The sequence below is a fragment of the Paenibacillus mellifer genome (assembly GCF_023195895.1).
In the GTDB taxonomy this organism is placed as follows: Bacteria; Bacillota; Bacilli; order Paenibacillales; family Paenibacillaceae; genus Fontibacillus; species Fontibacillus mellifer.
On sequence record NZ_JALPRK010000003.1, the window covers coordinates 274,407 to 296,240 of the forward strand.

23 protein-coding genes and 1 pseudogene are annotated in these 21,834 nt (G+C 44.5%); 9 read left to right on the forward strand and 15 right to left on the reverse strand.

What is annotated here, in order from left to right; genetic code table 11:
• Nucleotide 1: 1 nt before the first annotated feature.
• Nucleotides 2–643, reverse strand: a complete 642-nt coding sequence (locus tag M0651_RS05710) for an FMN-dependent NADH-azoreductase (protein WP_248550878.1) — start codon at nt 641–643, stop codon at nt 2–4.
• An 87-nt stretch (nt 644–730) separates the two neighbouring features.
• Here M0651_RS05710 and M0651_RS05715 point away from each other — a divergent pair, with 87 nt between their 5' ends.
• The 4 genes from M0651_RS05715 (at nt 731) to M0651_RS05730 (ending at nt 3,206) form a co-directional block, all read left to right on the forward strand.
• A complete protein-coding gene (locus tag M0651_RS05715; RefSeq protein WP_248550879.1) occupies nt 731–1,666 on the forward strand; it encodes a helix-turn-helix transcriptional regulator in 936 nt (311 codons plus the stop codon).
• A gap of 127 nt (nt 1,667–1,793) precedes the next feature.
• Nucleotides 1,794–2,264, forward strand: coding sequence for a pyridoxamine 5'-phosphate oxidase family protein (locus tag M0651_RS05720; protein WP_248550880.1), 471 nt, complete (start codon nt 1,794–1,796; stop codon nt 2,262–2,264).
• Between the two features lie 107 nt (nt 2,265–2,371).
• Complete coding sequence (locus M0651_RS05725; RefSeq protein ID WP_248550881.1) at nt 2,372–2,791, forward strand: MarR family winged helix-turn-helix transcriptional regulator; 420 nt, start codon at nt 2,372–2,374, stop codon at nt 2,789–2,791.
• Between the two features lie 22 nt (nt 2,792–2,813).
• On the forward strand, nt 2,814–3,206 hold the full coding sequence (locus tag M0651_RS05730; RefSeq protein ID WP_248550882.1) for a rhodanese-like domain-containing protein: 393 nt from the start codon (nt 2,814–2,816) through the stop codon (nt 3,204–3,206).
• Between the two features lie 102 nt (nt 3,207–3,308).
• On the opposite strand, the gene M0651_RS05735 is transcribed toward M0651_RS05730, so the two are convergent.
• A complete protein-coding gene (locus tag M0651_RS05735; protein WP_248550883.1) occupies nt 3,309–3,887 on the reverse strand; it encodes a hydrolase in 579 nt (192 codons plus the stop codon).
• Between the two features lie 124 nt (nt 3,888–4,011).
• On the opposite strand from M0651_RS05735, the gene M0651_RS05740 reads away from it, so the two are divergent.
• Entirely contained in the window at nt 4,012–4,899 is an 888-nt protein-coding gene (locus M0651_RS05740) for a TetR/AcrR family transcriptional regulator (RefSeq protein ID WP_248550884.1), read from the forward strand.
• Nucleotides 4,900–4,925: 26 nt separating this feature from the next.
• On the opposite strand, the gene M0651_RS05745 is transcribed toward M0651_RS05740, so the two are convergent.
• From M0651_RS05745 to M0651_RS05760, 4 genes are all read right to left on the reverse strand, one after another.
• Nucleotides 4,926–5,162, reverse strand: a complete 237-nt coding sequence (locus M0651_RS05745) for a DUF6953 family protein (protein ID WP_248550885.1) — start codon at nt 5,160–5,162, stop codon at nt 4,926–4,928.
• A gap of 54 nt (nt 5,163–5,216) precedes the next feature.
• Nucleotides 5,217–6,758: an SAM-dependent methyltransferase gene (locus M0651_RS05750; RefSeq protein ID WP_248550886.1), complete on the reverse strand. Its 1,542-nt coding sequence runs from the start codon at nt 6,756–6,758 to the stop codon at nt 5,217–5,219.
• Between the two features lie 392 nt (nt 6,759–7,150).
• Complete coding sequence (locus tag M0651_RS05755; protein ID WP_248550887.1) at nt 7,151–7,549, reverse strand: VOC family protein; 399 nt, start codon at nt 7,547–7,549, stop codon at nt 7,151–7,153.
• Nucleotides 7,550–7,629: 80 nt separating this feature from the next.
• Entirely contained in the window at nt 7,630–7,971 is a 342-nt protein-coding gene (locus M0651_RS05760) for a DUF1801 domain-containing protein (RefSeq protein WP_248550934.1), read from the reverse strand.
• Nucleotides 7,972–8,155: 184 nt separating this feature from the next.
• Here M0651_RS05760 and M0651_RS05765 point away from each other — a divergent pair, with 184 nt between their 5' ends.
• On the forward strand, nt 8,156–8,752 hold the full coding sequence (locus tag M0651_RS05765) for a TetR/AcrR family transcriptional regulator (protein WP_248550888.1): 597 nt from the start codon (nt 8,156–8,158) through the stop codon (nt 8,750–8,752).
• 92 nt (nt 8,753–8,844) lie between these two features.
• On the opposite strand, the gene M0651_RS05770 is transcribed toward M0651_RS05765, so the two are convergent.
• Nucleotides 8,845–9,738: an AraC family transcriptional regulator gene (locus M0651_RS05770; protein ID WP_248550889.1), complete on the reverse strand. Its 894-nt coding sequence runs from the start codon at nt 9,736–9,738 to the stop codon at nt 8,845–8,847.
• Nucleotides 9,739–9,951: 213 nt separating this feature from the next.
• On the opposite strand from M0651_RS05770, the gene M0651_RS05775 reads away from it, so the two are divergent.
• Nucleotides 9,952–10,773, forward strand: coding sequence for an aldo/keto reductase (locus M0651_RS05775; protein ID WP_282577777.1), 822 nt, complete (start codon nt 9,952–9,954; stop codon nt 10,771–10,773).
• A gap of 394 nt (nt 10,774–11,167) precedes the next feature.
• On the opposite strand, the gene M0651_RS05780 is transcribed toward M0651_RS05775, so the two are convergent.
• Nucleotides 11,168–12,907 carry an ABC-F family ATP-binding cassette domain-containing protein gene (locus M0651_RS05780; protein WP_248550890.1) on the reverse strand — a complete coding sequence of 580 codons (1,740 nt, stop codon included), beginning with the start codon at nt 12,905–12,907 and terminating at the stop codon, nt 11,168–11,170.
• Between the two features lie 175 nt (nt 12,908–13,082).
• Here M0651_RS05780 and M0651_RS24070 point away from each other — a divergent pair.
• A pseudogene (locus M0651_RS24070) lies at nt 13,083–13,247 on the forward strand (FAD-dependent monooxygenase); the annotation flags it as partial.
• A gap of 238 nt (nt 13,248–13,485) precedes the next feature.
• Nucleotides 13,486–13,845 (forward strand): DUF3995 domain-containing protein, encoded by a 360-nt coding sequence (locus M0651_RS24240; protein WP_372490886.1) that lies wholly within the window; start codon nt 13,486–13,488, stop codon nt 13,843–13,845.
• Nucleotides 13,846–14,075: 230 nt separating this feature from the next.
• On the opposite strand, the gene M0651_RS05790 is transcribed toward M0651_RS24240, so the two are convergent.
• The 7 genes from M0651_RS05790 to M0651_RS05820 all read right to left on the reverse strand — a co-directional run bounded on the left by M0651_RS05790 (nt 14,076) and on the right by M0651_RS05820 (nt 21,730).
• Nucleotides 14,076–14,933 (reverse strand): hypothetical protein, encoded by an 858-nt coding sequence (locus tag M0651_RS05790; RefSeq protein WP_248550891.1) that lies wholly within the window; start codon nt 14,931–14,933, stop codon nt 14,076–14,078.
• Complete coding sequence (locus tag M0651_RS05795; protein ID WP_248550892.1) at nt 14,914–16,005, reverse strand: AAA family ATPase; 1,092 nt, start codon at nt 16,003–16,005, stop codon at nt 14,914–14,916. Before M0651_RS05795 ends, M0651_RS05790 begins: the two co-directional genes overlap by 20 nt.
• Entirely contained in the window at nt 15,995–17,422 is a 1,428-nt protein-coding gene (locus M0651_RS05800) for a DUF262 domain-containing protein (protein ID WP_248550893.1), read from the reverse strand. Before M0651_RS05800 ends, M0651_RS05795 begins: the two co-directional genes overlap by 11 nt.
• A 111-nt stretch (nt 17,423–17,533) precedes the next feature.
• The gene (gene rlmH / locus M0651_RS05805; protein ID WP_213622498.1) at nt 17,534–18,013 is read right to left on the reverse strand and encodes a 23S rRNA (pseudouridine(1915)-N(3))-methyltransferase RlmH; all 480 of its coding nucleotides are present in this window, start codon (nt 18,011–18,013) and stop codon (nt 17,534–17,536) included.
• Nucleotides 18,014–18,140: 127 nt separating this feature from the next.
• Entirely contained in the window at nt 18,141–18,308 is a 168-nt protein-coding gene (locus tag M0651_RS05810; protein WP_248550894.1) for a CxxH/CxxC protein, read from the reverse strand.
• Nucleotides 18,309–18,478: 170 nt separating this feature from the next.
• Nucleotides 18,479–19,900 carry a CAP-associated domain-containing protein gene (locus tag M0651_RS05815; protein WP_248550895.1) on the reverse strand — a complete coding sequence of 474 codons (1,422 nt, stop codon included), beginning with the start codon at nt 19,898–19,900 and terminating at the stop codon, nt 18,479–18,481.
• 135 nt (nt 19,901–20,035) lie between these two features.
• A complete protein-coding gene (locus tag M0651_RS05820) occupies nt 20,036–21,730 on the reverse strand; it encodes a glycerol-3-phosphate dehydrogenase/oxidase (protein WP_282577778.1) in 1,695 nt (564 codons plus the stop codon).
• Nucleotides 21,731–21,834: the final 104 nt, after the last annotated feature.

Below are 21,834 nucleotides of genomic sequence, written 5' to 3' on the forward strand. Positions count from 1 at the left end.
ATTAATTTTCGTAAAAATGCCGAAAAGCCTTTTCTAGATCTAGATTCGCATGCTCCCACACCTGATCGGCAGACAAGATATCCGTTCCTTGAGCGCGAACCAAATCGAACTGGCTAAAGCCCATGATATTCGTAAACATCTCTTTTAGATAATTAGGGGCAAAATCCAATGCAGTATAACGGTCGTTATTCGTATAGATTCCACCTGAGGCTTGCAGGAGAAGCAATCGATAGTCATCGGTCATCAATCCCACAGAACCCGACTCTGTGTATTTAAACGTTTCACGTGCGATGAGGATGTTATCCATGTAGTCCTTGAGTCGAGAGGTAATGTTAAAGTTATGCAGCGGCGTTGAAATGACGATCCGATGATGGTCCTTGAATTGCGTCAATAATGCAGCAGACTGTTTGGCAATCTCTGCTTCAGTTGGATTTAGGGCGATGTCAGACTTTTGTTTGTTCCAAATCGCAAGTAATCCATCCGCTTCAATTCTTGGAATATCCAACTCATAAAGATTTATGATTGTCAGTTCATCGTCCGGGAATTCATGCTTAACCTTTTCAATAAATTTTTCTTGCAATTGAACGGAAAAGTGATTGCGGTTTGTAAAATCAGGATGTGCGTTAATAAGTAAAGTTTTCATCTATAAAACTCCTTTGTTTTTGATAAACTAAGTGTACCCTTAAAAGGTGACAATATTAGACACCATTAAACAAAGGTGGAGCAAAGAATGAAAAAAGCAGAACGTCTCAATCAGGAACTTATTTTTTTGAGCAATAAACACGAATTTCGATTAAAAGACTTGATGGAAGAGTTTCATATTTCTAAAAGAACGGCACTAAGAGATCTTGAAGAATTGGCTGCGCTGGGTTTGCCTTATTATACAGAAAGCGGCAGATACGGAGGTTATAAATTGATTAACCAAACCTTGCTGCCCCCGGTTTATTTCAACAAGGATGAGATTCGAGCTATTTTCTTCGCATTGAATGCCCTAAACATTCTCTCAAGCACGCCTTTTGAAAAATCATATCCACATATCCGACAAAAATTATTGGCCACTTTACCTAAGAGCCAGCAAGAGTATCTTGATCGGATGCTTAAGGTGGTTCGGTATTATAGCGTTGCTCCAATTAACCCGCCAGAATATCTTGCGCTTATCTTAACTGCGATTATGGAAGAAAAAGTGGTTCGAATGATCTACTCTCAACATGAAACCATTCAAATTGATCTTCAGGTTTATGAATTGTTTTATCGCAATGGCATTTGGTTTTGTAGTGCTTATGAGGTCAATCAAAGAATGTGGGGAACCTATCGCTGTGATTATATGTCAGAGTGCGAAATTCTTGAAGAAATTGAACATACCCACTCCCTTAAAGAACTGAAGATATCTCATGAGGAACACGTGAAAAATTATCATCATATCCCTTTTCGCGCTCAATTAACTTCGTTTGGGAAAGAACTATTTTTAAAGCATCATTACCCGAATATGGTGCTAGAAGAGAAGGACGGGATCTCTTATCTGACCGGCGGCTATAATGAAGCTGAACTCGACTACATGACGCATTATCTATGTTCCTATGGGAAACATGTAAAAATTGAATTTCCGGAACAGCTCAAGAAAAGTTATCTTCAACAACTTGATGAAATAAAGTCACAATATCTCTAATTCAGGCCCCCCCTAATCCTCGCTACTTTCTTTTTCCACGATTATCGTATATTTCATCACATGCACTAAAATTTGACAATGATAAGCTTCATCATGTAAGCCTTACCACACTTTAGGGGGTAATATGATGAGCAAATACGACGAAGCTATGAAACTGCTGGAAGAACAAGTGGGTAACAAGGATGGCCTGATCTCTCTATCCACCATCGCGCTGGAACCGGGGGCCAATGGCAAAGGCCGTCCCGCCGCCCGCATTGTGGACGCCTATTATGAGGACGGCGCCTTCTACACCGTCACCTATGCGACCTCAAACAAGATGCAGCAGATCGCCCAAAACCCCGAAGTCGCCGTTTGTATCATCGTGGAAAACTTTACGGCCGATGGGATCGGTGAAAACCTGGGCTGGGTTTGTGACGAGAAAAACGCGGAGATGATGGCAAAGCTGCGCACCATATTCGCTGAGTGGTACAACGAAGCCAATAACGACGAAGACCCTAATACATGCCTGCTGCGCATTCGCCTGATAAAAGGCCTGTGGAATGACGCCCATAAAGGGATCCGAACGGAGATTGATTTTGTCAATAAGACGGTAAGTTAAGTTTTCAATCGCAGAGTAAGCCGCAAATTCCTAAACACTTGCTATCCGAAAATTGATCAGTTATACTGATTATATTAATAACTGATTATCAGGAGGTGATTATTAGGTTGGATAAATGGAATCAATCTTATGGTTTTTTGCTTGGAAAAGTCCTGCAACAAATGGAAGATAAGTTTGCTGAAGGACTCCTCCCCTTTCACATTAATGCAAGACAATATGGGGTACTTTTATTTATTCAAGGAAACCCTTATTCATCGCAAAAGGATATTTCCGATAACCTACAAATCGATAGAACAACTATGGTAAGCCACATGGACCATTTGGAATCTTTAGGATTTGTGGAGCGAACAAAGAACCCTAATGATCGAAGATCCTATAGCCTTGTGATTACGGATAAGGGAAATGAGGTTTTGGATTCACGTTGGGACTTTTTAAAACAGGTTGAATTAGACGTTTTAGCTCCTTTAACTCAGCAAGAAAAGCATTTACTTAAAGATTTTCTGGTTAAAGTTTGGAAAACACTTTAAAGAACAGGAGAGATTGTAGAATATGAACGCACTTGATTATTTTAATGCACGTTTGGAAGCAACCATCAGCCCTATGGATTATATGAGAGCTAAGCAAATGGATCCGGAGAAATACTTCTTAATGGATGTTAGAAACGGCCCCATTCATGTAAGAAGTGTAACCATTAAGGATGCTTATGTTCTACCTGAACAGGAATTGTCAAACCGCTTAAATGAAATACCCAAGGATAAGGAAATTATCGTTTACTGCTGGGATGTCTGGTGCAATACTGCGGCCAAAGTAGCAAAGACTTTATTGGAACAAGGTTATCATGTTAAGGAATTAACCGGAGGAATTGCGGCATGGCAAGAAATGAACTTTCCTGTCTCCGACACAACCAAGGTGGATCAAATATCTGATCAATGTGGGTGCTAAATCAATAAGACGCCGGGGAAGGTTCCCCGGCGTCTTATTGTCCATAATTCAGCTGACTGCGGAAGAAGGTAGCGATATTCGCCATAGCCCCCTTGGATAGCCTTAGGATTCCCCTTCAGTAAGGGCAGAGATGATTTCTTGGGTAGTCCGGGTACGCCCGATGCGCGGGAAAATATAGCTTTTCACATAATCATGCTCGGCCTGGGAAAATCCAGTCATTGCATCGATCGCGAAAATCTGCTGGTAACCATGCATAAATGCTTCCCGTGCGGTCGTATCCACACCGATTCCGGTTGCGATTCCGCATAAGACGATGGTGTCTATTCCCCTGCGGCGCAGCTGCAGGTCCAGCTCCGTCCCGTAAAAAGCTCCCCACTGCTTCTTGGTAATGATGTGGTCCGTATCGGTGACCCGCATTTCCGCGACGATCTCATCCCATCCCTCAGGAAGATTCAGTGCAGGTGCAGGGGTATCCAACTTCGGTTTAGGGATATCCTTCAGGTCTTTGCTGGATACCCGGACCAAGGCAACCATCGAGCCTTGCTTACGGAAGGCATCTGCCAAGTCGGCGGCGTTGGATACCACCTGCTCGGCGGAATAAGGGGCGTATTGGTTCCCCAACCACTTTTGAAGATCGATGACAACCAGCGCTGTTTTTTTCGGATCAAATAATTTTTCCATACCGTTATTCTCCCCATCACTCATATTTGACTGCGTGTTAACAATCGTGAACTCACAGTCATTTGACTTGGTGTTTTATATTTTGTACTATGATTCATAGTACGTCAAGGGGGAGAATCTTTATATGAATGTGACAAGGGAAGAGGTCATACAATCAGCGACGAAGCTTTTTAAGGAACGTGGGTTTCTTTCGACGACGATACAGGATATTGCCGAGGATTGCGGTATTTCCAAGGGGTCGGTCTATAAATTCTTTCCTTCCAAAGAGGATCTCTTTAGCGAGGTATTTAATCAATGTCATAACGATTATTTTGATCAAGTCGATGCGCTGACACGTCTTCCCGGACTATCGCCGGAAGAACAGTTTGTTCAGCAGATCGTTTTGCGATTCCGCTACTTTATGGAGTACAAACATATTCTGGTCGAATTTACGGAGCTCCCTATTCAACAGGATCCCAAGTTCCAGCCGCTCAGACACAAGGTTAGGGGCCGGCTCATCCGATGGCATAGAGAGTGTTTGCTGCATGTATATGGCGAGGAAATCCAACCGTATCTATGGGACTTGGTTGCCATCTATCGGGCGATTCTGAAGGAATATCTCTTTTGGATTGTATATGAGGAGAGGTCGTTATCCCTCGAGGAAACGGCGAGGTTCATCCTGGACAAGCTCCATGTGCTCGTTAAGCATATGATGACGTCCGATCCTAAGTCTATGCTGAACCAAGCTTCATTCGAGAGGTATTTAAACTGGGGATTCGAGGACCGGCAGGGTGAGAAGGAGCAGATTCTTTCAGAACTGTTTCGGGAGATGGATACGGCCATGAATACGATCCCGGCCGGTGCCGCACATCGTTCGGAAATAAGGGAGCTTTCCCGTTTCATCCAGACGGAGGTTAGCAAGGAGGCCGCGAATCATCCGCTGATACAGGCCTCGCTGTCCTATTTAGAGAGGGAGAAGGAACTTAAAAGTCTGGTCGTTCAGTTGAGGAATGTTATCTTCTCGGGGAATTAACTTGATGGGGACCTGCCCCCATGGGTTCAGGTCCAAGCCCAAAAGAATCCGTCGCGGTCCCAAGCAATTCTGCCCCCGTGAAGTTTGCGAAAAGCCTTCTTCACTTCTTTAGACAGCGATGTATTTCCGTTCTCATTCACGAAAACGAATTGTTCGCCGAAATGGGTCTTCACATATTCAATTGCATCGGTCTGATAGAGGTTTCCCCTAAACCTGATTTCCTTGACCATCCATTCTGCCACTTCCTGTGCGGTTACTTCCATAGGTGATGCTCCTTTCTACTCGCTTGTTGTTCCATTACCTTTGCAGCAACCCCATCAATAATTCATCAGCGCTAATGCCTCTTCATTATCAGGTTCAAGTTCCAACAACTTTTGCAAGTACCTCTTTGCGTCTTCAATGAAGTCTAACTCGAAACAGCAAATGGCGAGGCAATAAAATACAGTGGATACGACCTCGTCTTGCTCTTCGTGTACCGAAATCTCCAAATAGTATTTGGAGGGTTCGTACATCTCCATCTCAAATAGGATCAATCCCGCATCGAGCGCCAGATCATATCGCTGCTCCATGACGTAATACGAGGACCACATCCGCTGAATGCCACGAAGCAAATCCTGCTTTTCGTCTTCATTGGATTCTGGCAACAGGCTGGAAATCCGCTTCGTGCTCTGAATGAAAAATTCCGCATCATAACCGCCCAAACGCCAGAAACTTAAGATTTGCTGCAACTCCATGCTATCTAGATTGCGATCCACCCACCATTTCATATTAAAAAAATCATCGGGACCAAAGCGTTCGATACAACGACGGTAGGCTAATCGCAAGTGATGATAATCCAATGGTTGATCAAGATAGAGAATACAGCCCACATTAATATTTTTATAATGATGCGGAGGGAATAACGCCTCGGCTCCTTTTTGTTCATAAACATACTTCATCGCATGGTAGTTGGCCGTTAATGAAAAGCTTCCATGTAAGACCAACTCGGGCGGTTCTGCAAATTTCCAGCTATCCAGCAAGTGATCTCCTTTGTCTGCTGTGATCAAAAGAAAACCCGATGAGGTTAACCGATTCAAACGCTCCAAACAAGCGATACCGGCAGCAGGAAATAAAATATGCGAGTCTTCAAGTTGTTCCTGATAAATGGAAATCACATTGCGGTAAGGATAGGTTTCCTGTTCGTACTCAGGCGCTCGTCGATGCTCATAGCTTAAATGGATTTGATCTAACCATTCTGCGGGTTGAAGCGAATCATGATGTTCGGGTTGCTCAACGTAAACATCCGTTTCATAAACCTTCCCCTCTCCAATGTAAATCAATTCCTGCGGTATGCTATCGAAGAAGTAGTTGGCAATAAGGATGATGGGTTGTTTTAAATCTCCTTCACGAATGGTTGTGCCTGTTACAATGAGGTTCAGCTCTGAATCATGCACAGCATCAAATTGCGCAAAGTCCAGTAATCCTTCGGCAATAAACGTTTGAAGCGCGGGATGCGCCTTCCAAGCCATAACATTGTCCATGGCCAAATCCGTCATGATATAGCGGAACGGAGGCAGCGAGATCCCGACGTAGTCTACTAACTGACACAATTCCTTTAACAAATGGAAAGCAAGTCGTCCCGCTCCTGCTCCAAGCTCCACAATATGTACGGGCTCAAAGCCATTTCCCCTATTCACTCGATCTTGAAGAAACCCAAAGATCATTTCTGCATAGGCAGCTGCAATCATGGGATTACTCGTTATATATTGGGGAACTTGGTCATTATTCCAGGCCCTCGTTCCCTTCTCTTCATAATACTCTCGCTGGACTTTCCAGATGGGCGCTTCACTGAAACGGTAACGTTTAGGATTACTTGTCATTTAAGCCTTCCTTTGCCTGTATTAGATGGTATGCTGTGTCGGTACTCCGAGCTTAAACCATCATATCATTATACCCAACTTCTTACGATTCTCGCTTTCCCTATTCCGTTTCATTTGGTCTTGGAAGACCAGTGGCGAAACACCGTCGCCTTCCCAGCCATCGCTCTAGCTGATGTCTGGTGCAATACAGCGGACAAAGTAGCAAAGTCTTTATTGGAACAAGGTTATCAAGTGAAGGAATTGAACGGAGGAATTGTGGCATGGTAAGAAATGAACTTCCCTGTCTCCGACACAATCAAGGTGGATCAAGTATCTGATCAATGTGGGGGCTAACCTACAAGGAAAGACGCCGGGGATGGTTCCCCGGCGTCTTTGTTTTTAGATAACAGCGGTCACTGTTTCACGATCATCCAATTCACTCCGAACTTATCTTCGATCTCACCGTAATAGGCTCCCCACGGCTGTAATTCAAAAGGATACTTTACGGAACCACCCTGAGCAAGATTGCCGAAGGACTGACGGGCCTCTGCTTCATCAGTAAAAGTGAGTGACAGCGAAATGATTCGTCCTCCCCGAGTCAGTTCGAGGGGGGAGTCAGCAAGGAACAATAGATTCCCTCCTGCTACGGACAATACCATATGCATCACTTTATCTTTGTTTGATTCTGGCGTGCCGGGGATGTCCCCGTAAGTCATCTTCGAAAGGATTTCCCCTCCCAATGCCTGCGCATAAAACCCAGCCTGCGCGCTCGCATCCTCCGATTGAATGTAGGCGTTAAGTTGTGCTGTCATGTTCAACATCCTTCCATCATTTTTTTGTACACCATTCATGCGACGAATCCACGACGATCCGGCTATTTCCTTATTCCAAGTCAAAGTGCTGAAGCCACTTTGCTCAGCAGCGCCATCAGTTCGGAGTTATCAACAATTTGTCCCTTGCGGAGCTTCAGTGTCTTTCTCTCCGGCGGCCCGTCAAACCGGTCTTCTGGAAGCTCCATGCCAGTCGTATTGAACAGCGTGAAACTGACCGCTTCCTTCGATGGCGAGATGACTGCAACATACTTACCATTCTTGAGAAAATGAGGTTTTTTGTACTGGATGCGTTCCTGGACATTCTCAATGGCCTCATGAACAATGCCGCGTAGGGCAACTGACAGCTCAACCTGCCACGGCTCCTTCAAAGCTTCAATAAAATCAGTTACTTCCGGGTTAATCTTTGGTCGCCTCCCTCTTTTTGAATTGTACTCCAAGTGACACAGCAGCAAGATATTACCATAATCATTAAACAAAATAATTTACCTTACGTCAAGTAATACTTTATATAAATTAAGTTGAGTTGATTTCTTATAAAGAAACCGATATGATTAACTACGATTGTTCTGGAAAGAAGGGATTACCGTGGGCGAAATACGTAATGCAGAGCGAACACGTAAATTAATCTTAGAATCCGCTAGGGAAGAATTTCTTATGAATGGATATGCAGGTACGAAGATCGAAGCGATCGCCCGTCGCGCTGGAATAAAAAAACAGTTAATCTACCACTATTTCAAGGGCAAAGATCATCTTCTAAAAGAAACCATCGAGGATTTCCTCTCCTCAGTACCGTCGGGTAACTTTATCCTGCCGGCCAATCCTGCGGATATTGCCGAATACCGATTAAGAATCAATATCGCTTATTTGATGGATTTTTTGAAATATACGGCCTGGGAAGCCGTCGAAGCCATTCCAGGAGAAATAAACGGAGAGGATATTCGCGGCCAGCTTTTGAAGAGCTACAACGAGGATATCCGATCTAAACAAGAGATGGGCCTTGTCCCGAAGGAACTTGAGCCGTCCTTTGTAACGCTTATGCTATCAAGTTTGACGATCTATCCGTTGCTGTACCCTAACGTTACCCGGATGATTACAGGGCTTGATTCAACTGACCCGGAGTTTCAAGAAGGTTGGGCCGCTTTTCTGCGAGACATTAGCAAACGGATTTTCAATCTATCGTAATGTACTGAAGGCCATTCCATCATGGAATGGCCTATTTAGCGGGATATCGACTCTCATATAAGGCCCCTGGTACTTTGAAATATCCCTTCGGGTTATGCTTTTAAACGCTGCATGTCTTGTCTAGGGGGAAAACCAAACATTCGGGAATATTCACGACTAAATTGCGAAGGACTTTCATAGCCAACTCGAAATGCGACATCACCGGCATCTGCTGATTCGGTTAATAACAGGCGACGAGCTTCCTGCAGTCTCAGTTGTTTTTGAAACTGAACAGGACTCATAGCTGTAATCTCTTTGAAATGCCTGTGCAGCGACGAGACACTCATATTCACTTTTTCTGCAAGATCCTCAATCCGAAATGATTTATCAAAGTTATTTGTGATATGTTCAATAACTTCATTTATTTGATGGGCAGAGTTACCCTCTATTGCAACTTGTTCGAGCCTAACCCCATGCTGACCTTGCAGAACTCTGTACAGTATCTCCTTGGTAAACAGCGGCGCAAGTATTAGAATGTCCCTCGGATTGTCCAGCAACCGAGCCAACCTTATGACCGCATCCAATAAAGACAACTCCATTCGGTTAACAAACATCCCCCGCTTTGCCTGTTCTTTCGATCCATCCCGAATATCAGAATCACGCAAAATCTCTAAAATTTGATTTGCCGTAAATTCAAGTATAAAACCCAAATACGGTACATCGGGAGACGCTTCGGTAACTTGAGCAATAACAGGCAAGTGAACGGAAGAAATCAGGTAATCTGCAGGATTGTACTTGAAGCAATCTTCCCCCAACCAGACCTCCTTCGCGCCTTGAACTACAATGCAAAAGGAAGGTTTATAAACTCCATGGCGGGGTACAGATCCATTAGATTCGCGTACGAAAACTAAGGATGGAATGGCAGTCGTGTGGACACCATCGGTTATTGCGTGGCGATAGATAATTTCGATAAGTTCATTTTGCTGCATAGTGAATATTTCAGACACTTTACACTCCTCGCTCCGTTATTTTTTAGTTCAATTATAGTTCATGATCCATCGGTACATAAGTAGTTGTGAGGGGATTAGGCAAACATTTGATAAGATCGTGATAACGGTCCCTTTTTAAATAGGTGCATAATGATACTGCAAAAGCCGTCTGATTCGAGGATACATCGAGTTAATGTACACATAATAACTTTAAAACAATGGAGGATTTTTTTGCAAAACGTAATTCTGAACAATGGCGTTGAGATGCCTATACTTGGCTTTGGTGTCTTTCAGATTGCTGATTCAACGGAATGCGAACAAAGCGTTTATGACGCTATTGTTGCAGGCTATCGTCTTATTGATACGGCTGCCTCTTATATGAATGAAGAAGCCGTGGGCAGAGCAATCAAACGCAGTGGTGTAGTAAGAGAGGACTTATTTATCACCACAAAGCTTTGGGTCCAGGATACCGGGTATGAGCGCACCAAGATGGCATTTGAAAAATCGTTGCAAAGATTGCAGTTAGACTACTTGGATCTGTATTTGATTCATCAGCCATATGGCGACGTGCATGGTTCTTGGCGCGCTATGGAGGACTTGTATCGGGAAGGAAAAGTGCGTGCAATTGGGGTTAGTAATTTCCACGAAGACCGCCTGATCGATTTGATTATTCATAATGAAGTTGTTCCTGCCGTTAACCAGGTAGAAACGCATCCTTTCAACCAGCAAATCGAAAATGCAAAATTCATGAGAGAAAACAATGTTCAGATCGAGTCATGGGCTCCTTTTGCTGAAGGAAAAAATAACTTGTTCCAAAATGAAGTATTGCAATCTATAGCTCAAAAGTATAATAAATCTGTCGCTCAAGTGGTTTTAAGGTGGCTGACACAAAGAGAAGTTGTTGTAATTCCAAAGTCTGTTCGTAATGACTTTGAATTAAGTCAGCCGGATATGGAGTCGATTGCTATGTTAGATACGAAAGAGAGCCTGTTCTTCTCCCATCGTGATCCGGCAATGGTGAAATGGATTGGTGAACGTAAACTTGATATCTAAACGATAGAAATCATAGGGCTACAGCTACTAACTAGCTGTAGCCTCTTTGGTATATTTAGCTGCATTTAAAGGGGGGGCGTTAGCGTAGTACCCAAGTTAGTCTGTTACATCTCCTTAACTGAAGATGTGTTCATGCTAGAAACTCAAATCAGCCCCCATCTAACGATGGGAGCTTGGGACTGGGGGAGGTCATTCAGACCTCCCCCCCAAAAATTTGTGTCATTTATGATACGGTTCACCGCAACACTCTAACGGCAAGTTTTTACAATATATGGGCTAATTAATTTTTACCAGTCCATAGTGAATTCAATAAGTATGCAGTAAAAGACACTGAGAGATTATTCATCAGTGTCTTCTTTTGGCCTTTTTCTACCTTCACTATGAGCGTTGCCGTCTAAAGCTGCTTAATGATGTCTTCCAACTCGTCGACCAAGCCTTTTGCCGTTTCAAAATCCGTATTTTTCAACGCTAATTCGATCTGCATTTCAACGGCCTTTTTCTTTTGTTCGTTTTCCAAATAGTCTTTATCAAAATGACGGGCGTAGATCATCTGTCTGAATTTGCGCATACTCATCTTTCTAATCGTCTTGTCGTCAATGATCAGCACATAATCCATGCCATTTACGACTGAATAAAAATCGTGGGAAATCATCAGAATCGCGCCTTTGTAGTCTTCGATGGCTTTCTCCAGCGCAATCTGCGTATAGAGGTCCAAATGGCTGGTCGGTTCATCAAACAGCAGCAGATCGGCTTGACTACCAGCGACTTTAGCCAGTTGAAGCATGTTCTTTTCTCCACCGGATAAGGATTGGATCTTCTGATCCAGGATTACGCCTTCAAAGCCGTAGTTCGCAAGATACGCTCTAATCTCGTCATACGTTTTGAACCCCGCGTCGATGAATTCATTAAGGATCGTATTCGAGTCTTTTAGCGTTTCGTCTTGAAGCTGCGATAAATAAGCTACTTTCACATCTGCATTGATTTCAATGGAGTCATGGTTGTTTTTGAAGATTTCGCGGAGCAAAGTCGTTTTCCCTGTGCCGTTCGGGCCGATGATCGCGACTTTATCTGTAGATTGGATCTCGAAATTAACGTTGTGCAGAAGCAGCTCGTCGAAGGCTACGCTGTAATTGGCAACCTTTACGACAGTGGCGTCTTCCACTTTACGATCCAGATCAAAACGAATATTCGGCTGCTTGATCTCGACAAACGGCGCTTTGATTCGGCGTGCTTCCAATCTTTCCTGAAACTTAACTCGGGCTTTTAATGCCCTTCCTCTGGACGCGTCTGCAACATTCGTTGCGATCTCTCGAAGATTGTCGATGATGTGATCGTATCGCTCGATTTCTTCGGCTTCGGCGATCGCGATTTCTTGCAGCTCAATCTTGGTCTGAAGCAGCGAGAAGTTATAATCGATATACCGCCCGTCAAACTCCTGGATTTCCAAGTTTTCGAGGTGGATGATTTTATTGAAGCAATGATTCAACAGATAGCGGTTGTGCGTAACGACCAGCAGCGTGCCTTTGTGGGAATTGATCAATTTTTTGAGCGCATTGAGGTTTTCAAAATCCAAAAACACGTCCGGTTCGTCCATAATCATTAAGTCCGGGCTGCTGAGCATTTCCTTCATGACTTGGATCAGCTTGAATTCCCCGCCGCTCAAGGAAGATACTCTGGCATCTTTCAGCTTCATCAGATTGGCGAGATTCAGTTGCTTATGAATCGTGCTTTCGAAATCATCCCCGCCTATTGCATCGAATGCGTCCAACGCCGATTGAACCTTTTCCATCAGCGAATCCATATCCGACGTGGTTGCCATCTCAGCATAAATCGCGGTGAGTACGTCCTGGATCTTGATAAATTCTTCCCCGATATATTCAAAAACGGTCATTTCCTTCGTTTTGTCCACCTGCGAGAATTGACTAACGTACCCGATTCTGCAATCCGGGGCGATCTCCAGCTTGCCCTCGAACAAATGTCTTTCCGGGTCCATCAGCATCTCGATCAATGTACTTTTCCCGCTACCGCTCGTGCCGATAAAGGCGCAGTGTTGGCCTTCTTCGAGCGTGAAGGAAATGTTTTTGTAGAGTTCTTTTTGCGGGAAGGAGAAGGATAGGTTATCTATTTTAATCATGGTGTTACCTTTCTGAATCGCCATAACGGCGGGTATTGTGGGGTGTGCGGCAGCGTGGATACTTAAGGTTGCCGATTTTCAGATTAACACTGTTTGGTGGGGAGTACAATTGATTTGTAGATCATTTAGAAAACAATATGATGTTGTATGGGAAGGTATTGATCGTAACTAGGAGGTGGAGATAGGTGATGCTGCTCATGCGATCACCCCTAATATGGGACAAGGAGCCTGCCAAGCGATTGAGGATGCGCGTATTTTGGCCGAATGCCTTCGTATACAAGACAATGATCAAGAGGCATTCGCAGATTATGATGCCAGACGCAGAAAGAGAATCAAGCAAATATCAGATCAATCCTGGAGGATCGGGAATATGGCACAATCGGAAAGCTTGTTTATCACCAGTGTCAGAAATCAACTAATGAAGTATGCCCCTAAAGGGATCTATCGCAACCAGGCGCAGCGCTTGTACCAATTTCAGCTCTAGGGACGATAACATGAAGGAGGGGTGGTAAATTGGTAGAGACTTTAATAGGAATCACATCTTTTATATTTATAAGTATCGGTTTATTACACGTTTTTTGGCATTTGGCGGAAGTTGGGGACTACATGCAGCTCTTCCAACTAAGGATGACAGTAAATTGCCAGTGTTGCGGCCAGGAAGGTTAGGTACACTTTTGATCGGATTCCTCTGCTTCTTTGCATCTGTATTACTGCTAGTTCAGATAGAAATGTTCACAGTCATCACCTCCTCCCTTCTTACAAAATGGCTTTGTATAGCAGGAGGAGTTGTTTTCTTGTTACGTGCGATTGGCGAAGGAAAATATGTAGGCTTTTTTAAGAAAATCAAACATACTAGATTTGCAAAACAAGATACCGTCTTCTATTCACCCCTTTGTGTATGGATTAGTCTCACTTTTTGGATAGCCGCATTTATTTGAGGCTTCCCTTAGCAAGCCTTTTGCAATTATCCGTATTCTCTATAACGACAAGTTTAGATCTATCCTTTGCGGGATGGCCCTATTGCTTCCACTAGAGCCTGCTGCTTCTCGTGCGCAGCACCCAGGTGTCGATACCTAGCAAGGCATAAACAAGCGGAAGAATGATATGGAAACCCTGTAACTTGCCGTTATTTATGATACGGTTCAGCGTGGTGGATGTAAGGGAGACTTTAAACATGGGCAGTAATTTGGTATATGTATATCTTATTATCCCAATCTTTGTGAACCCCAAATGGTACTGAGGGACAAAAATAGATTCTATCAGGTGCATTTGAGGATATTCTTCTCATTTTAGTATGCAATTCGCAGTTTATAGTTTTTTCATCAATCTTTTTTATTAATTTCTCTTTAACCGTATCTCTGTTTCGTTCAGGAGAGCATGACAATGTCAGTTGTTCTCCAATACTTTCATAATCTTTAAATCCACGATCGATTATATTCGGTATTTCTTTTGCAATACAATATAAATGATATAAAATTTCATTTTTTCTTTGATCAAACCCATCGTTTAAGTTTTTTAATGATTTATCTAGCTCATAATCTATAACAAAGAATGGTATGAAATTTAAACTGTTTGTAAAAGAAACAATATCATCGTGTCTACTTGTAAATAGAATTAATATATCTAATAAACTATCGTAGCTTGTTATATTTCTTATGTGATTATTGTCTTTCCAGTTAAAAGAGAGCATAAAATTCAAATTGTCAAAATACTTATTCTCTATTAGTACTTCGTGAATAGTATATATCTCTTCATTCTTTAAATTTTCTAAATGTGTTACATATCCTATATATTCTTCCTCACATATATAGAGAGACTGTTTCTCTAATCTTTTGTTTATAATAGCTCGATTATCTCTATCTTCTACTTTTATAACATTATCAAATACAGTTTCTATATTAGCAGCAGAAAAAATTAGTTTATAAGACATATTATCTAATACTTCAGAAATACTTATGAATGTTTCAATATCATTTGAACTTAACATTTCACTAAAAATATCATTATTAATTATTAGCTTCTCCAATCAGCCTCAACCTCATCTTCCTAATTTCATATAGATCTTTTTCTTCTTGATCCATAAAACCTTCAGGCCAATTATTAATTTCAACTTTTTCATTTAAAATGATATTTTCAACTATACTCTCAGAGTTGTTATTAAAGTAAATTAACTGTAAATCACTATACGTAAATGGATTTTCCTTTTCAAGAACACCCTTTCTAAATCCATTGACGATATGTTCGCTATGCGTTTCGATAATTACTTGAACTCCTGATGAAGCAATTACTGATAAAAATAAAGCTATATTCGACTGTGCTTTCGGGTGTAAGTGTAATTCAGGATTTTCAATTATTAATACACTCCCCTTTTTTGCAATTAAACCAGCTACTATAATAGGTAATACAAATGAAATACCAAACCCTATATTAGAATGATGAAGACCTAATTCGTCATCAAATAATAAAAGGTATTTATTATCTTTACCGGTATTAGCAGAAGTCACTTTATTACCAGGAAAAATAAAGTCTAGCCAATCATTAATTTGTATTTCTAACAAACTAGTGTCTTTTTTGTTCCAATAGTTTCTTTCGGTATACACTGGTATATTGTTTGCATGTCTACCTTTTTCAATTATATATCCTAAATATTCGTTCTGATCCCCTAAAACAATATTGCGTAATGTTCCACTTTTTTGCTTAGTTGAAATATACCTGTTAGAACCTAAGTAAATTATATCAAGTTTAATATCTATACTGGGTTTATTAAAACTTACATCCAATACATTTAAATCACTGCTAGGTTTATATGTCGCTACTACATTATTATTAAACGATATACTAAAAAAGTTGTCATACGAATCCCTATTTATTAATTCATCATATGAGTGTAATTCAATCCCATATTTATTAGTCACTAAGTCAATACTTTGGACACTTTCTTCCTTTAAAGTATCAAGTGCAAGGTCGAAGAGTAAAATTGACTGAATTAATGAAGACTTACCACCTGAATTGATACCAAGTAATATGGATGCATTCTTCAATTCAATATTATTTTCCCTAAAGCACTTATAATTTTTCACTTCTATACTATTTATCATTTTTTCCCCCAATATTTGATATCAGAAATTGATCAATTAAAAGGAATGTTGTATCTATTCTAGCCTTATCATTGGTTCCATTAGTTATTGAATCATATAAATATTCATTATCCTCTAAATATTTCGCAAATTCAGTAATAAGTATTCCCTTATTCTTTACTTCATCAGAACTAAAATTAGATAATAAAACAGAAAAAGCAGTGAATAAAGATTTGTTAACCATATTTTTGGGAAACTTACTATAATCAAGTTTAACTTTTCTGAATGCATAATCCTTAAACAATATGTATGCGTTACTCATTGACTTTTTAAAATCCGCTTCTAATTGATTAAATGGAATTTTTTTATAATCCGAGTTCAGAACCTCAACTACATTATCTAGAAATTCGTCCATAATCCCATTATATTTCAATTTATTGGTTATACCGATGTCTTTATAAAGGAAATAGAATCCTATATATCTCGTAACTAATTCTTGGTCCATCATTCTTTTCACATTAATACTACGATTAGTAGCAGTAACAAACTCAGGAGATTTAGCCAATTTTCTTATAAAATCTCTTGAGTCTTTTCTTAAAATGGAATTTCTAATCTCTTGACTATTTAAACTTCTACCGCCAGTATTTAATCTCTTAAAGATATCGGACTTAACTCGGTGTGGAGTATCAGGTTCAATGATATTGCAATCAATTTGGTATGAACGAAGCTGTCGAACAAATTTTGGGTGTAGTGATACTTTTGGATCTTTTTGAAAAAATTTTTTATCACACTCATTTTTTAAGTATTCTAAATTACGCAGACTAAACCCATTTGAAAAGTACTGATTAATTACGGATAAACGTTGTACACCATCAACAACTTGATATTTACCTTCATTATTCCTTGCCAAATAAAATACAGGAAGTGGTATTTTTAATAAAATAGACTCGATCAACCTTGATTTACGTGTACTATCCCACACATAATTTCTCTGAAAGTCTGGAGACAAGTCCAGTATAGACTCATCATGTTCTGTACCATTTATCATTTCAAATATCTCTCTTAATGAGAATCTAGCTTGTGTAACTCTAATTGTGTTGGGGTCATATGGAACTAAAATATCTGGGTCATTTTTTTTGATTAACTCTTTTTCAATTTCTACACCTTGTTCATTAGTTTCATTATTGTCATTAATTTGTTTGTTATAATTATCTATAAATAAGTCACATAAATAGTCAAGATGTTCATCTAATATAGATTCTCCACTAATTACTTTAACACTATGGCATAAAGATCCGTTTTTACCTGAAATCATTATTTCAATTCCCTGACTATCAATAAAAATTTGATCATCATTATCACTTGCTTCAAATTTATATTTATGAATAACTGTTTCAGTATCCTCTAATTCAAAACTAATTTCTTTTACCATTATCATTAATTATCAGTCTCCTTTCTGTTTATTATTACCAATATAATAATTCACCATTACAATTTTATTTCCTTTAATCATTTTATAATAATAAAAAGTATTATCAACATATCTCGTTTACTTATGATAAGGTTCCCCCCGGTTAATCTTCACCGCGCGATAAATCTGCTCGGTGAGCACCAGGCGCATGAGCTGGTGGGGCAGCGTCATGCGCCCGAACGACAGCCGCTGCTGCGCGCGGCTGAGAACCGCATCGGCGAGCCCGAGGCTCCCGCCGATGACGAACACGACATGGCTCGTCCCGTAGGTGCCGAGCTGATCGAGACAACCGGCCAGCTCTTCCGAGCTCCAGAGCTGGCCGCCAATCGCGAGCGCAATGACATGCGCGTCGCTCTTGATTTGCGCGAGGATGCGTTCGCCCTCGCGCTCCTTCACGCCGATGAGCTCCGCCTCGCTCATCGTCTCCGGCGCTTTCTCGTCGGGCACCTCCACGACTTGAAACTTCACATACGGCGCCAGGCGCTTCGCGTATTCCGCAATGCCCTGTACCAGATATTTTTCCTTCAATTTGCCGACGGCCACGATTTGAATCAGCACTTAAGTTCATCCTCCGTTTTCGTCCTAAACTCGTCACCCTATATAAAAAAACAGCGGGGCCCGTCACCTGCATGCCGTCGCCCCGTTCGTCGTCCCTCATTCAATTGTGCAACACGACACTACACCGCTACACCACCAAAAACCGTGCCTCACGATCGCATTCCTGACACTTCACCGGGGGCTCCCAGTCAATAAACTTGGTGTGCTCCAAATCGACCACATCGGGCGCTTCCTCAAACTCATCCACGAACATATCGATGGCCAATTCCACATGATCTTTGCATACGACGTACATAGTTCAAGCATCCTTTCTTATGCGCCGCACTCCCGCGGCCGGCTTCCGTATTAACAGGTTGTCCTTTATCTTTTCTACCATACTCCGCGCAAAAAAGGAACCGCCCCGGTCACATCCCCCAGGCGGTTCCTTCCCCCTATCCAACCCTGCCCCCCGGCTCCCTAGCCGGTTTACAAAGGCGTATAGAAGTTTTGCGTATAATACGTATCGTAATCGCTGCTATCCAAGCCGTCCACGGCACCAACACCCAGCATCGTAAACGCCGGCTCCAGCATATTCTCCCGGTGGCCCCAAGAATTAAGCCAGCCATAATGCCCATCGATCGCGTCGAGGTAGCCGGCGGCGATATTTTCACCCCAGGCACGGAACTGCGGAATCCCGCGAGACATCATGCGGTCGCCCGCCGACTTCCCTTCCGGATTATCATGTTCAAAATAATTCCGTTCCGCCATATCCTTACTATGCGAGCGCGCCACCTCGGCCACGGATTCGTTCCAGCTCAGCACGCCTAACCCTTTTTGCACACGAAACGCATTGGTCAGGTCCAAAATCTCCCGCTCCGTCGCCTTCAGCGACTCCGGCGTAGATGGCGCGTACACGTTAGACTCCGTAAATTTCTTGTCCATCAGCAGCACCCCGTCCACGCGGAACTTCTCGTGCTTGTCCAGGTACAGGTTGAGGTACTGCCCTCTCGGCGTATACGTCTCCACATATTCCCGCGGCGGGTTCTCGCTCTTATCCCAGATCGCGGCCAGGCTGCTCCGCAACGTCTCCAGCCCTTTCTCCGCCTCGGGCCCGAACTGCCACTCCTCATGATTGCCGAACAAACCAACCACCTTGCCGTCGGCCACGCCAACCTGCGTATAATGCTTGTAATCCTTATTATAGATGTACCATTCCAACCCGTAGTTGGTCACGTCCTTGCGCGCCGGTTCACCAAGCAGCTCGATCACGCGGTCCGTCGAATCCCCAATCCCAACGCCTTGCAGCTGGATCTCCGGCTTGATCAGATCCGGGCTTGTCGCCTTCGGCAACGTCAGCTTCAGCCGATACAGGAACGTCTGCGCTTCCGCCCGCGACACCGCGTCCTTCGGGGCAAAACCTTCCACGCCGGCACCGCTTTTCCCTTGGGCCAAGCCTTGGGCGAGCACCCACTGAACCGCCTCATCTTCACCCAAACTCTGCCCGTAAAAAGCCGCCATCAAGCGGGCCACCGACCCGCGTGTGATCGGCTCATTTGGCTTGTCGCTCACCGGCCAGGTTAACTCGAACGCTAAATTATAGTACGGCGTATACCATGTCTCCTGCCCCTTCGCCGCATCCAGCTTAATCTCCGGATAAGCCCGGACCAGCATGCTCAGGAACTCCGCTTCCGTCACCGATTGAGCCGGTCGGAATGTCCCGTCCGGATACCCGTCCGTCACCCCGTTATTCTTCGCCCACATGACTTTGTCATAAGCCCAATGGGAGGCTGGGACATCCTTGAAATCTACACCCGCAGCCTGAACCGCAGACCCTGCGGCCAACCAGGCCGCTCCTAATCCCGCGAGAATCGCCAATCCGCGAATTCCGCGCTTCCATCCCTTCTTCATGAACCCCTGCCCTCTTTCTATCATCGATAAATGCTTGCTCTCTTGAATGTAATTCGACAGAAAAAGGACAAATTCCTTGTTCCTACATGAAAATCACATTATCTTCTAGTTCTAACCTTGGATCCCATCTATTCCCTATCCGTTCTTCGGGACAACCGCAGCCTCCAAAGCCCGGTCCAGCTCCGCCGCCCACCGCCGCTTCAATTCCTCCGACCCGCCAAAATACCGGGCCATCTCCTCCAAGACCGGTTCCTTCCAGCGCCGCACCCAAGCGATGTCAAACATCAAAGCCCCTGTTCTACGCACGAAAAAATCCGCCGGCGTCATCGCCATCTCCGCTTCCAGCGCATATCGCAGCGGAACCGCGACCTCCAGCGGGAGCCGCCTCGAATCGACCGCCGCAACAGGCGCGCCACGACCCACCACCTCTGCGGCGATCGCCAACAGCCGATCGACGTTAGCACCGTATCGAGCGGCCCACTTGGCGGCAAGCGCCTGCGGGATGCCGCGTTCCGCTGCTTCCTGCGCCTTCCGCGCCGCGAAGCCGGGCAGTCCCTGCGAGCCGCCCACCTGCCCGCCGGAGATCGGCAACGTTCGGGTGGAGCAAGCTGCGAAGCTCCGCCCGAACTCCCGCTTCAGCTTGGCGGACACGCGGTCCACGACCATCTCCGCCATCTTGCGGTAGCCGGTTAGTTTGCCGCCGGCAATGGTGATCAGGCCGGACGTCGACTCCCAAATTTCATCCTTGCGGGAAATTTCCGAAGGCGATTTGCCCTCTTCATAGATGAGCGGCCGCACCCCGGCCCAGCTGGACTCCACGTCCGCCGCCGTGACGGCCAGCCCGGAAAACATCCCGTTAACCGCGTCCAGGATGTAATCGCGGTCGGCCCCCGTCATGTGCGGATGGGTAAGCTCGCCGTGATACACCGTGTCCGTTGTGCCTACGTAGGTCTTGCCATCGCGCGGAATCGCGAACACCATCCGGCCATCCGGCGTATCAAAATACACCGCCTGCCGCAGCGGAAACCGCCCCTGGTCGAACACCAGGTGCACGCCTTTGGTCAGCTGCAGCATTTTGCCCAGCCTCGACCGATCCATCTCGCGCAACGCGTCCACCCACGGCCCCGCCGCGTTCACGACCTTCCGGGCTCGGAGCTCATACGTCCGCCCGCCGGCCAGATCCTTCACCTCGGCGCCGATCAGGCGCCCGGCTTCGTACCGGAACCCGGTCACCTTGGCATAGTTGACCGCCATCGCCCCGCGGGCCGCCGCTTCTTTGAGCACCTCGAGGGTCAGCCGGGCGTCGTCCGTGCGGTACTCGACATAGTACCCGCCGCCCAGCAGACCGTCCCGCTTCAGCAGCGGCTCCCGCGCGAGCGTCTCCGCCGCCGTCAGCATGCTGCGCCGCTCTCCGCGTTTCACTCCCGCGAGGAAGTCGTACACGCGCAACCCCAGCGAGGTGCTGAATCGGCCAAACGTGCCGCCCCGATAAATCGGCAGCAGCATCCGTTCCGGTGTCGTGACATGCGGGCCGTTCTCGTACACGATCGCCCGCTCGCGTCCTACCTCCGCCACGACGCCAATCTCCAGCTGCTTCAGATAACGCAGGCCGCCATGTACCAGCTTCGTCGAACGGCTTGACGTCCCGGCCGCAAAATCCTGCATCTCCACAAGTCCAACCCGCAACCCCCGCGCCGCCGCATCCAAGGCGATCCCCGCTCCAGTGATCCCGCCGCCCACAACCAGCAGGTCCAGCGGCTCAGCCGGGTTGGCCATTTGCTCCAACTGGTGTCGCCGATCTTTTCCCGAAAACGAATCACTTGCAGCCATGACCATCCTCCTTCTAAATCCCGCACGCAAAAAGAGACCCCGACCACACTTCAGTCGTTTCTGTCTACGGCTGTCATGTCTTCGGAATCTCTCCTGTGAAAGTG